At 66.1% G+C, this 12,249-nt stretch carries 12 protein-coding genes; 7 read left to right on the top strand and 5 right to left on the bottom strand.

Annotation, left to right across the window (positions count from 1 at the left end; genetic code table 11):
- The first annotated feature begins 32 nt into the window (after positions 1-32).
- On the top strand, positions 33-851 hold the full coding sequence (locus FN829_RS05800) for an AAC(3) family N-acetyltransferase (protein WP_142986049.1): 819 nt from the start codon (positions 33-35) through the stop codon (positions 849-851).
- Between the two features lie 236 nt (positions 852-1,087).
- Positions 1,088-2,245 (top strand): glycosyltransferase family 4 protein, encoded by a 1,158-nt coding sequence (locus FN829_RS05795; RefSeq protein WP_142986048.1) that lies wholly within the window; start codon positions 1,088-1,090, stop codon positions 2,243-2,245.
- A 70-nt stretch (positions 2,246-2,315) separates the two neighbouring features.
- Here the strand turns inward: FN829_RS05795 and FN829_RS15855 are convergent, their stop codons facing one another.
- A complete protein-coding gene (locus FN829_RS15855; protein WP_185955697.1) occupies positions 2,316-2,492 on the bottom strand; it encodes a DUF7511 domain-containing protein in 177 nt (58 codons plus the stop codon).
- A gap of 329 nt (positions 2,493-2,821) precedes the next feature.
- On the opposite strand from FN829_RS15855, the gene FN829_RS05790 reads away from it, so the two are divergent.
- The gene (locus tag FN829_RS05790; protein ID WP_142986047.1) at positions 2,822-3,337 is read left to right on the top strand and encodes an NUDIX hydrolase; all 516 of its coding nucleotides are present in this window, start codon (positions 2,822-2,824) and stop codon (positions 3,335-3,337) included.
- A 191-nt stretch (positions 3,338-3,528) separates the two neighbouring features.
- Positions 3,529-4,017, top strand: coding sequence for a DUF7344 domain-containing protein (locus FN829_RS05785; RefSeq protein ID WP_246066453.1), 489 nt, complete (start codon positions 3,529-3,531; stop codon positions 4,015-4,017).
- A gap of 28 nt (positions 4,018-4,045) precedes the next feature.
- Here FN829_RS05785 and FN829_RS05780 read toward each other — a convergent pair whose 3' ends face one another.
- Complete coding sequence (locus FN829_RS05780) at positions 4,046-4,615, bottom strand: metal-dependent hydrolase (protein ID WP_142986045.1); 570 nt, start codon at positions 4,613-4,615, stop codon at positions 4,046-4,048.
- Between the two features lie 3 nt (positions 4,616-4,618).
- Positions 4,619-5,587 (bottom strand): DUF1616 domain-containing protein, encoded by a 969-nt coding sequence (locus FN829_RS05775; protein WP_142986044.1) that lies wholly within the window; start codon positions 5,585-5,587, stop codon positions 4,619-4,621.
- Between the two features lie 361 nt (positions 5,588-5,948).
- Between FN829_RS05775 and FN829_RS05770 the strand changes: the two genes are divergently transcribed.
- Positions 5,949-6,251, top strand: a complete 303-nt coding sequence (locus FN829_RS05770) for a winged helix-turn-helix domain-containing protein (RefSeq protein WP_142986043.1) — start codon at positions 5,949-5,951, stop codon at positions 6,249-6,251.
- An 83-nt stretch (positions 6,252-6,334) separates the two neighbouring features.
- On the opposite strand, the gene FN829_RS05765 is transcribed toward FN829_RS05770, so the two are convergent.
- Positions 6,335-8,401, bottom strand: coding sequence for a hypothetical protein (locus FN829_RS05765; RefSeq protein ID WP_246066452.1), 2,067 nt, complete (start codon positions 8,399-8,401; stop codon positions 6,335-6,337).
- Positions 8,402-8,626: 225 nt separating this feature from the next.
- Between FN829_RS05765 and FN829_RS05760 the strand changes: the two genes are divergently transcribed.
- Positions 8,627-9,751 (top strand): DUF354 domain-containing protein, encoded by a 1,125-nt coding sequence (locus FN829_RS05760; RefSeq protein ID WP_142986041.1) that lies wholly within the window; start codon positions 8,627-8,629, stop codon positions 9,749-9,751.
- 137 nt (positions 9,752-9,888) lie between these two features.
- The gene (locus FN829_RS05755; RefSeq protein WP_142986081.1) at positions 9,889-11,031 is read left to right on the top strand and encodes an antibiotic ABC transporter permease; all 1,143 of its coding nucleotides are present in this window, start codon (positions 9,889-9,891) and stop codon (positions 11,029-11,031) included.
- Between the two features lie 141 nt (positions 11,032-11,172).
- Here FN829_RS05755 and wecB read toward each other — a convergent pair whose 3' ends face one another.
- Positions 11,173-12,249 carry a non-hydrolyzing UDP-N-acetylglucosamine 2-epimerase gene (gene wecB / locus FN829_RS05750; protein WP_142986040.1) on the bottom strand — a complete coding sequence of 359 codons (1,077 nt, stop codon included), beginning with the start codon at positions 12,247-12,249 and terminating at the stop codon, positions 11,173-11,175.

Here is a 12,249-nt window from a genome sequence, read left to right as displayed (position 1 = left end):
GATACGGAACGGACCGAACCGAGAACCGATCCATGCCATCCGGAACACTGACCGACGTGAGTAGGATCGGGAACCTGGTCAAACACCAGGCCCTCAAGCAACTGAACCGACGACGGAGCGCCTCCGAGGTACCGGTCGCTCGGCTGGACGAACTGCTCAATCGGCACGGCGACGGGCGTTCGAAGGTGTTCGTTCACGTCGGTTTGAGCGACGTAAAGCGGGCGTTCCGAACCGATCCCTACGCGTTCCTCCGGTCGAAGCTCGACGAGCACTTCCGGAGCGTGCTCGCGCCGGGATTCACGGACTACTTCGCGACGTCCGGGGTGTATCACAAGCAGTACTCCCGGCCGAAACACGGGACCTTCGGGCCGCTGTTCCTCCGGGACGCCGACTATCGAACCGACGACGCGATGAAGTCGATCCTGGTGAGAGGTCCCTACCGGTTCGACGGCTGTCTACACTCCGACACGTACCACGAGGACGGCTGTTTCGCCCGACTCGTCGAGGAGGACGCGTTGGTTATGGACATCGGGACGCCGTGGCTCACCTGCTCGCACCTTCACCACTTCGAGAGCCGTCTAGACCTCGAGTACGTCGTTACGGAGACCTTCGAGGGGGTGATCTGTACCGAGGAGGGCGGCTGTGAGCCGGTCGAACAGACCTGCGGCGTCCGCACCTCGCCGTTCTACTCGTGGAACAAGCCGAAACTGACCAGAGACCTGGAACGTGACGGCGTCCTCCACAGGTACGACTTGAACGGGCTTCAGGTCCTGTTTTTCACCCTGGGTGACCTGAAGTCATCTCTCGTCCCGCGTCTACGGGCGGACCCGCAGTACCTCGTGACTTTGTGACGATACCACATACCAATCGACACGCTCGTCGCGGGAGGCCCGTGGCGTGGGCGCCGCGGTCAGTAGTCGACGGATAACAAAACGGACGACTACGGTGGTCTCGGTATGAACGACGAGCCCCCACGGAGTCCGTCGGTTACCGATCGGGCGCCGGTTACCGACCGACTGCCAGTTACTGACCAGCCGCCAGTTACCGATCGGGATGGTCGCGATCGCGGCGACGACCGGAGACGACGATGACTGCGGTCGGGCAGATCGGCGGGGATCGGCGGTCGGAATCGACCGCGACGGAAGTACCGCCGTCGACGGAGGTACTCGTCGTCGGTCCGGCGGGGTATCGCACGGAAGGAACCGGCGGCATCGGCCGATATATCGCGGAACAGCGGCGATATCTCCACGGTCGGGTCTCGGTGGACGTCGTCGACACCGCGGTGAGAACTCCCGATCGTCCGGTGGAGTACCTCCGAACCGCGGTCGTCGTTCTACTCACGTGGATCGGATTTCTCCGTCGTCGACGTCCCGATCTCGTTCACGTCCACACCTCTCATTCCCTCTCGTTTTACGTCTCGGCGCCCTACGTCCTCGTCGCTGCGGCGCTGTGGAATCGGCCCGTGATACTCCACGTCCACGGCTCGTCGTTCGACGCGTTCATCGAGGACGCGTCGGCTCCGGTGGCGGCCCTCCAGCGGGCGGTGTTCGACGCCAGCACCACGACGATCGCCCTCTCGGAGGGCTGGCGGGACGTCCTTTCAGCGCGTGTTCCCGCGGAGCGGATCGCCGTGGTACCCAACGCGGTCGACCCGGACGAGTACGACCCCGATCCCGCCGCCGACCCGCCTCATCTCGTGTTCGTCTCCAACCACATCGAGCGGAAGGGCATAATCGACGTGGCGGAGGCCGTCGACGAACTACAGGACGCCGGAGTCCGGTTCCGGGCGACGATCGCCGGAAGCGGTCCCCTCTCGAGTCACGCCGCCGCCGTCGCCGCCGATCACGACGCCGTCGACTACGTCGGCTTCGTGTCCGAGAAGCGGAAACGAGACCTCCTCAGCGAGGGAAGCGTGTACGTCCTCCCGACGCGGGCGGAAGGGCTGCCGATCGCCGTACTGGAGGCGATGGCCGGAGCGAACGCGATCGTCTCGACCGACGTCGGGGGAATACCCTCGATCGTCGACGAGGAGAACGGTGCGATCGTCTCTCCCGGAGACGTCCGTGAGCTGACCGACACCCTTGAGAGGCTGTTCTCGGATCCGGCGGCGATCGAACGGATGGGCCGGGTCAGCCGCCGACGTATCGAGGAGTCCTACGCGTGGCCCGACGTCGTCGACGACCTCCTCTCGGTGTATGCACGCGCCTTGGACGACACCGCCGTGACCGCGAATTCGGAGAACTGATCGGAACGGGGCCGCCGGGTGAGTTCGTCGAGTGACGGCGACGGAGTCCGGCGAATCGGACGTGGAGGACTCAGCGACACAACCCGAGCGAGACGTACCCACCGCGACTCGCGCACATCCACTCGGTGGTTCGTTTCTCCCCTGTGGGAGTCAGATAGAGCGTTCGTTCCTCCGGGCGATCGTCGTACCGCACCATCGTCGCCTCGATCGCGTTCCCGGTACCGTGTGAGTCCTCGGTCGTTCTCATCGATAGCCTCGTGTGGGACTCGTCCACATATCGTAATAGACGACCTAACGACGCGCGGTTTCCGGAGAACGGGAATGATTCACGGGGGTCCAACGCGAGGTCCTCGCCGTTCGACGCGGAGGAATCGAAAGGGCCGCCGGGGTCCGGTCTCCTTCCGGGCCGATCGGAAGTCCGACGATCTAAGGGGTACCTACTCGCCGCCCCCACGATCGCGATCGGTACGCACGACCCGCGTCGGGTACCGTCACACCGGGACGGATCGGGAAGGAGGTTCCTGTAGGGGGGTATGAACCACATAATAATCAGGACGGGTCCTGTCGAGGGAAGGTATGCGAAACCACCCCTCCGATGGGCTCTTCCGGCGGGTGCGTACTGAGCGAAGTCCCCGGGCGATCCCTCCGACCCTCCCGACCCCGACGGCGGCCGATCCCGAGCGACAGACGCTCAGGGTCGGCGCCAAGGCCCTCATCACGAATCTCGATCGAGTGCTGCTGATCAAGGAGTGTCACGGCGACAGTTCGACGTTCTGGACGCTTCCCGGCGGCGGCGTCGAGTCGGGAGAGTCGTTCACGACGTGTCTCCGGCGGGAAATACGAGAGGAGATACGGTGCCGCGCGACCGTCGGCGAGTCGATCGGGCGCTACGTCTACCACCACACGAGCAGCCCCACGACGACGGTCTATGCGATATTCGACGCAGCACTCCTGTCGGAGCCGGAACCGAACCGCGAGGAGCGCGTCCTGGATTACGCCTGGTCGGAACCGTCGGAGCTCCCGGCGACGACTCTCGATCCCGTCGAACGGTTCATCGAACGGTCGGTGACGGGAACGGACGGGGGACGATAGTGGCGTCGCGCCGGCTGAGACCGACCGCCGCTGGCGGTCGTAACCCCGAGTAATCCGCCGTTACCGATGATATACGGTATGTAACAAAGACGAGAGGAAGCGGCTGAACTCATAGCATCGGACCTACTACCCGAACCTCGTCGCCCCACAAAATGACAAAAAACCGAAATAATGGGTTGGATCAGGACGCCATGTTCAGTCTTCTCAGCAATCCGCGACGACGGTTCATCCTCCAGTATCTGAACAGAACCGGAGAGAGCATCCAACTCCAGGATCTCGCGACGGAAGTCGCGGCGTGGGAGAACGAAACGGAGCCGGAAGCGCTGACCGACAAACAGCGGAAGCGGTTGTACGTCTCCCTGTATCAGACACACATCCCGAAGCTCGAGGAGGCGGGAATCGTCGATTACGACGGTGACACGGGAGACATTCGGCTCACGGATCGGGGAAGCGATCTCAATCGATATCTCGACGCGGAGGCTCCCAAAGACGGCGACGCGCGTCCCTGGGGACGGTACTACCTCCTCGTCACGCTCCTCGGATTCCTCGTGTACGGACTGATCACGATCGGCGGGGAGCTGGGCCGAACCGAAATGGTTCTGATCGGTACGGGATGGGTGCTGTTGACCGTTCTAACGGTGCTTCATTACGTAGAGACAGAACGCTGGAGCGCACACTAAACGTCGGGGACTGACAGAGGGGCGAGCGTCACTTCGAACGAACCGCCGTCCGGACGAAGGCCCAGCCCGGTTTCCCGTCCAGGACCCACAGCGCCACGGTCCCGCCGATCAGGAGCGCCTCGAGCAGGAAGTACGTCCGCCCCATCGAGCCACCGAGGAGGGCTCGACTGTCCAACAACAGTTGCCAGGTCTTCACACCGAGTCCCGGAGCGTCGATCGCGGGCGTCGTGTAGACCGGCCACAGGAACGCCGGGAGGATCGGCGGTCGACTGAACAGGGCGGCGAAGAGGAGATCCCCGAAGACGTGACTCCCGTAGCCGATGGACAGACCGGCACCCAGCTGAGAGTGCCCGCCGAACCGGAGGGCGATCCCGACGGCGAGCGCGACGGGAACGCCGACGAGCAGGGAGTGGGCGACGCCGATGCCGTTGCTCAACAGTCCGAACTGCCAGGCGAGCGGCTTGTCGATGAGGTCCGGAAGCTGCGTGGCGACCGCGAGAACGAACACCGCTCGATCGTTCGGCCGATCTCGCAGTCCGAGGCGGACGAACGCCGAGAACGCGACGTACCCGACCGCGAGGTGCCCCCATGGCCACATCGGTCACTCACCCGCCGTCACGGACGGCTGGGCGTCGATCCAGAGGTACGTGCTCCTGTACGCGGAGTCAGTCGTCGGGTTTTCGGGCGGTTCACCCCGGTAGAGGTACGTCACGAACCGAAGGTTCTCGCCGGTGAGCGTCGCCTCGAACTCCTGTCTCTCACGCCAGCTCTCCCCGTGTCCCAGTTCGAACACGTGGCGGTCGATTCTGCGTTTCTCCACGACGACGACCGACCGTCCGTCGACTTGGACGCGTTGGATCTCCGTGATGACCGTGTACTCGGTCGTCCGGTGCTCCTCGTTCGTCACCCCGACGGTCAGGGCCGCCGATCCGTCCGCAGTCAGCGTGTCCGGATACTCGTTGGCGACGAGTCGGTCGCCCTGTTCGGTCAGGATGTGGAGATCCGTCGCCGCCTCTCCGTGGCTGGGCACGGTCACCGCCACGCCCAACGCGGCGACCGCGACGACGACGCTCGCCGCGAGAACGACGGTGAGGGGACTCAACCGACCGGACGACCAGCCGACCGACGCCGACGCTTCCTCCCGTGATCCGAACGGCCGAGACCCCCGACCACCCCCGCTCGCGTCGGAGCGCCGGGATCGACGCACTGCCGTGGCCGCCGCCCCGAGGAGGACGTACCCGGAAACGGTCGCGACGAGTCCCCACGCGGTCAACTCGCCCGAGACGAGATACGAGAGGACCGCCAGGATCGGCAGTACCGCCAGACTGCTGCCGAGCGAGAGAGCGAATCGCTCGACGAGCACGACAAACGACCACGGTTCCCGATCGCGCTCGGCGTACGCCACCGCCGTCGTCACATATCCCGGGAGGAAAAGGAGGAACAGGAAGACGGGAGGGAGCCGGACGGCGCTCGGCGCCTCCGCGGCGGTCGCCGCGGCTACGACCACGACAACCACCCCGACGCCGACGAGGTCCCGATCCGCCGGTATCTCGTCGACCGTCGGACTCATCGCGGAGGGGAGCGGGAGGAGCCGTCCCGGTGCCGCTCGTCGCCCTCGCAGTGAACGTCGATCGGATCGGTCGTGCCGGTACGGGCCGAGTGCCGCGACTGACTGCCGTGTGCTCCGATCGGTTCGAGGTGGCGGTCACTCATTCACCGGTACCTCTCTCGAGTCGCTATATCGTTATGGGGAGCATATCCGACTCGACCGACGCGGAACCCGATCTCCTCCGACGCGGTAAGAAGGCATTACCGACCGACTGCGGACGGATCCGCGGCGGCGTGACGGGAGGACGCGAATCGTCGAAGCGCCCTCGTTATTTTATAAACGATCTCCACGCCTTATGTCCGTAGGGCGGGAAAGGCAATCAATGGAGAACGAGCGGAACGAAGACGCCACGAACGATTGGGACCAGATCGGATTCATCATCAGCTCCAAATACCGAACGGCGGTGCTCGAACAGCTCGTCGAGAGTCCCTCCACTCCCTCCTCGATCGCGTCCCGTACCGGGCTCCCCATCACCCACGTCTCGCGTGCGCTGCGGTCCCTCCGCGATCGTTCGCTCGTCGAACTGCTCGTTTCGAAGGAAAAGCGGAAGGGACGCATCTACGGGGTCACGGAGAGGGGACAGCATCTCTGGAAACGCATCGAGACCGAAGGACTGATCGACTGACTTGCCGGAACATCGCCGCGGCCGGAGAACGCCGGCGACGCCCCTTCTAACGAGCGTACCTCACGCCGGCTAACGGGAGTACGCTACCCTCCGGGAACCGTCGCCGCGTCCTCGTCGGGCGACTCCGGGAACGTGTCCGACGGAATGTCGACGAAGTAGACGGTCAGTTCCCCGTTGTCCCTGACCTTCCCGACGTCGGGTTGCGCCTCGACGGCCTCGAAGGCGTCCGCCGAGTATCGCAGTTCGCGGTACGCGAGCACTTCGCGTTGACGGTCGGCCTCCGCGACGACGAAGTAGTGATCGCGCCTGACGATCTCCTCGGGGTGGTTCGCGTAGTACGTCGGCAACCCGTCCAGCATCGCCCGGTCCGGGACCGGTGAGCTCTTTATCACAGCAGGGTTCACCTGTCGGTCCCACGGTGCCGACTCCGCCCCGTACAGCGCGACCTCGTAGCGGTCCGAGGTGTGACGCACACCACCGAACCAGACCGGCGACCCTCCCGACTGGCTCGCGAACGCCCGCTCGTAGCCGTCCATCTCGCCCTCGGGAACGTGCGAGCCCGAGAGGTACACGAACGGCGAGGGGAACACCGTGGCCAGCGACAGCGAGAGGAGCAACACGACGACCGCGACCGCCGCGACCGAACGGGCCTCCGGGAGCACCTCGGTGAACCGGGCGGACGACGACCCGACGCGCGTTTCCGCCGAACGGCTACCGAGACCGCTCAGCGGGGACTCGTCGGCCAGCAGGTACCGGACGCCGACCGCACCGAAGATCGTGGCGAGCATCATGAGGAACCCGACGTGTCGGAACAGGTACGTCGAGATGGACCCCACGAAGTGAGCCGCGAAGAACGGGAGAAGCACGAGGATCCCCGCGAAGAACAACGTCGTGACGTCCTTCGCGGTGTCGGGGTCCGATCGCCTCGATCCCCGTCCCTCGAGCGGCCCGAGGTATCCGGTCACCCGTCCCAGAACGGCCGCCGCCGCCAGTAGCGAGTAGATCGCCCCGACGCCGAACAGTTTGACGAAGAGCTCCTGGATGCTCGCACCGATCGACGACGCCGACTCGCTCTGACTCTCGACGCGCGGCGTCGTACTTCCCTCGCCGGCGGCGAACTCGGTCACCGACTCGATCATCGCCTCCGCCGTGTTGACGAACTGCCACTCGTGAGTGGCGACCCAGACCACGAACACCACGAGGAGAAACGCCGTCTGGAACGTGAGTAGGCGGTACTCGGCGAGTACGTTGTCCGGGCGGAATCGTCGATACGCGTGCTGCGTGACCACCATTCCGCCGAACAGGAACACGACGTTCAACGCGATCTGGGGATGGACCAACACCAGCGCGATCGAGATCAGCGGCAGGAGGTAGCTCGTCGGGACCGGCTTTCTCGACCCCACGGAGAACGCGACGGTGTCGTCGAGCCCCACCGTCCCGCGACCGATCGCGCCGCTCCCGTCGGCGACCCGTTTGACGGCCCGCTCGCGCGCGTCACCGCCGATGAGGTGCGTGAACACCACGTAGATCACGAAGGGAACGAACAGCATCCCGATCGAGTACGTGTGGAAGTGTTGATGCGTACTGACGTTGTTTATGGGCAACAACAGGAACGCGGAGAACGCGCCGACGGCCAGCGCACGGCGGTCCGGGACCAGGAACCAGACGCAAAGCGGGACGCTCGCGAAGAACACCAGCGTGTACGTCCACATGACGAGCATCATCGCCCGAGTCACCTCCAGGGCCGCGACCTTGGCGAGGCTCGTCGCGATGAGGTGACTCCCCGGATAGAACAGCCGGAGCGGGTCGTTTCCGACGGAGATCGACCGCACGAGACCGAGGTGGACCAGCGAATCGGCCCGCCCGTAGAAGTGGTAGCCGCGGATCAGGGGGAGGCCGGCGACTGTCGCGGCCCCGAGAGCCGCGAGCAACACCGCCGGCGCGAGGTATCGCTCGTCGGACAGACAGACGCCGACCGAGACGGCGCCCGCGACCGCGAGCGCTGCCCACGTCACCGCCGGCGTCGCCGCGTATATCGACAGCTCGTAGCCGGTCGCCGGCGCGGCGTAGGAGGCCGCGATCCCCGCCGTGAGCGCCAGGTATCCGACCGCGAGCGCCGCTTCGGCGGCTCGGCCGTCCTCCCGTCGCACTGACGTCCTCACGTCGGATCACTCCGTCGGCGTTCGCGCGGCTCACGGGTCGCCCGTGGTCGCCGGGATCGGACGCGCTGTCGAGCGAGCACGGATCCCTCGAATCCGGTCGTGGCTTTTGTTATACATCGGTTACCGCACGCGGGGACGCCCGCACTCCCCGCCGGTCGACCGGCGGCGCGGTAAGCCGCCTATTACAATCCGATCGCCACCCCGAGAGGGCGCATGCGATTCGTCTTCTTCACGAACACGCCCGCTCACGTTCACCTGTACAAACACGCCGTCGACCGACTCCAGCGGGCCGGACACGAGGTGTTCGTTCTCGGCCGGGATTACGGCTGTACGGTCGCGCTGCTCGAACGGTACGAACTCCCCTACCGACTCTACGGGTCCTGCGGGACCACCAAGGGGTCGGTGTTCCGGAACCTCCCGCGGCACTACGCCAACCTCGTTCCCGCCGTCCGGTCGTTCGACCCGGACGTGATCTTCGGCGTCGGTGCCTACGCCGCCCACGCCGGGCTGGCGAGCGGGACGCCCGCGGTATTGATCCTCGATTCGGAGCCGACGTCGATCGACCACGCGATCTCCCGACCGTTCGCCGCGGCGCTCCTCACGCCGCACGCCTTCCGCAAGGACCTCGGGAAGAAACACTACCAGTTCCACGGGTTCTGTGAGGCGGCGTACCTCCACCCGGACGTGTACCGGCCGAACCCAGGGATCCGCGATGAGCTCGGCCTCGAAGCCGACGAGGAGTTCGTCCTGTTGCGATTCAACGCGTTCGGCTCCCACCACGACGTCGGGCAGTCGGGATTCACCCCGGACCAGCGGCGGCGGCTGATCGAGACGTTCGCCGAACACGCCACGGTCTTCGTCTCTGACGAGGGCGGGACGCGGGACTCCGACTCGCTTCCCGCCCGCGAGTTCGACGTCCACCCCGCGCTGCTCCACGACGCGCTGTCGGCGGCACGGCTCGTCGTCACCGACACGCAGACGGTCTGTACCGAGGCCGCCCTGTTGGGAACGCCGGTCATCAGATCGAACTCGTTCGTGGGGGACGACGACATGGGGAACTTCCGGGAGCTCGAGCGACAGGGGCTGGTCGTCAACACCGACGAGTTCGAGGAAGTCCTCGCGACGGGCACCGGCGTCCTCCGGGACGAGGCGGTCGGGGTGGAGTGGCGACGGCGACGGAACGAGTACGTGGGCGGGCTCGTGAACCTCACCGACGTGATCGTCGCGGTCGCGGAGGCGGGCGGCGCCGCGGCCGTCTCGGGGCTCGAACGCTGGCGAGCGGGCACGGAAGGGACGAATTCGGACCGTCCGACCCCCGTCACGGAGGAGTCGACGTGACGGCCTCCGGACACGGCACGGCCCGCGACGGAGGGGAGGTCCGATCTCTCGACGACCGCGGCCACGCCGACGAGGTCCCCGACGTCACCGAGTCGCCGACGAGCGGGGGCGGGACCCACCGCGTCACGGACGAATCGGTGGCGCGGGTACTGGAGGAGACGCTCGCGTACGCGCGCGATAGAGAATACACCGGATGGGACTACTTCGACGGCATGAGCAGTCGGTTCCGGCAGTGGCTGCCGGTGGAGAACAAGTGGCTGAACATCGCGGTCCAAGAGGGGATCAAGCGCGCCCCCGTCAACGTCCGCCGACTCATGCTGGTGGAACGGCGGCAGAACTTCAAGGGGACCGCACTGTTCGTCATGGCCAACCTGGCCGCCGCGGATCACCTCCGGGACGAGCGGTACCGTCGCGAGGCCGATCGGCTGACGAAGTGGTTACTCGAGAACCGGAGCCGCGGATATGCGGGCTTCTGCGGCGGTCACCAACACGCGACGCAGGGACTTCACGACCGGCTTCGGGCGCGACACCCGGGGATCGTCTCGACCGGCTACGCGGTCAGGGCGTTACTGACCGCCTCGAACGGGGAGGAGTACGTGGACGTCGCCGAGTCCGCCATCCCGTTCGTGTTCGAGGACCTGAACTACCGGGAGATCGGTGACACCGCCAGGATCGACTACCACGCCAGCGACGAAGCGGGCGAGACGGTCGTGATAAACGCGAACGCGATCGGTGCCCGACTGTTGTTGGACCTCCACGAACGCCAGCCTCGTCCACGTCTCCGGGAGCGTGCGGAGCGGATCCTGGACTACGTCGCGGGCCAACAGGCCGAGATCGGCGGGTGGGTCTACACCGATCCGCCGTCCGGGTCGCACCTCTCGATGGACAACCACCACAACGGGTTCATCCTCGAGTCGTTCCTCCGCTACCGGGAGGTAACGGGATCGGACCGCTACGACGACACGCTGAAACGCGGACTCGAGTTCTACCGCGAGATCCTGTTCGAGAAGTCGGGGGCGCCAAACTGGGACGAGGAGAGCGCCTATCCCAAGGACGTTCACGCCGCCGCGGAGGGGATCGTGTTGTTCAGCGCGGCCGGCGACACCGCGTTCGCGTCGCGGATCATCGACTGGACGCTCTCGAACCTGTACGCCGGCGACGGACGGTTCTACTACCAGAAACGACGGTTTTACACGAAGCGGTTCACGCTGATGCGGTGGTGTCAGGCTTGGATGGCGTTCGCGCTGGGAGAGTACCTCCGCGCTCGCGAGCGCGAGTGAGAATGAGACGGCGGAGCGGGAGGGACCGGAGACGGGGTTCGATCGGGCGGACGGCCTCCGTCTCCGATCACCCTCCGGTTTCGATCGTCCACCGGTTCCGAGCACTCACCGCCTCCGATCACCTACCGCCCCCGGTCATTCTCAGGTCCCGTCGGCCAGTACCGCCTCCAGCGCCGCGACGGTTCGAGCGGCCGCGTCGCCGCCGCCGTAGAGCTCGGGTTTGGACGGGAGCTCCGACCGGTCGGTCAGCGCGGCGACGATGCGTTCGGGGTCGCTTCCGACCAGCACGTTCCAGCCCGTCTCGACGGTCTCGACCCACTCGGTCTCCTCGCGGAGGGTGACACAGGGCGTGTCGAGGTAGAACGCCTCCTTCTGGACCCCACCGGAGTCGGTGGCGACTTTCGACGCGTTCGAGAGCAGTCTGAGGAAGTCGACGTAGCCGACCGGATCGACGAGGCGTATCGCGTCGGCGGCCCGATCGTACAGACCGTGCCGACGGAGGGCGTCGTCGGTACGCGGGTGTACCGGCAGGACGACCGGCTCGTCGACGGCGGCGAGACCGTCCACGATCGCGGCCAGACGGTCCGGGTCGTCGGTGTTCGACGCCCGATGGACCGTAGACAGCACGTACTCGTCGGGGCGGAGGTCCGGGACGGGGAGCGGCTCCGACGCATCGAGTACCCGGTCGCGAACGGCGAGAACGGCGTCGTACATCACGTCACCGGTCACGACGACCTCGCCCCTGATGTCGTTCGCACGGAGGTTCGCCGCGGCGTTCTCCGCGGGAGCCAAGAGGAGGTCGGAGCAGTGGTCCGTGAGCACGCGGTTGACCTCCTCCGGCATCGACCACTTCCCGCTGCGGAGGCCGGACTCGACGTGCGCCAGCGTCGGTTCGCGCTTGGCCGCGACCAGCGCCCCCGCGAGCGTCGAGTTCGTGTCCCCGTACACCAACACGGCGTCCGGCGACTCGGCCTCGATCACCTCGTCGAGCAACCGCATCATCTCGGCCGTCTGGGAGGCGTGTCCCCCGGAACCGACCCCGAGGTTGTACTCGGGCTCCGGGATGTCGAGTTCCTCGAAGAAGATCCCGGAGAGCGACTCGTCGTAGTGCTGTCCCGTGTGGATCAGCACTTCCTCGTGGTCCGCGCGCAGCCGCCGGGACACTGGCAGCGCCTTGATGAACTGTGGGCGCGCGCCGACCACCGAACAGACCCGCAT

This window comes from Halorubrum cibi (genome assembly GCF_900182635.1).
GTDB classification, from domain to species: Archaea; Halobacteriota; Halobacteria; order Halobacteriales; family Haloferacaceae; genus Halorubrum; species Halorubrum cibi.
The sequence above is the reverse complement of the archived record's forward strand: the minus strand, read 5'-3'. Positions and strand labels throughout refer to the sequence as shown.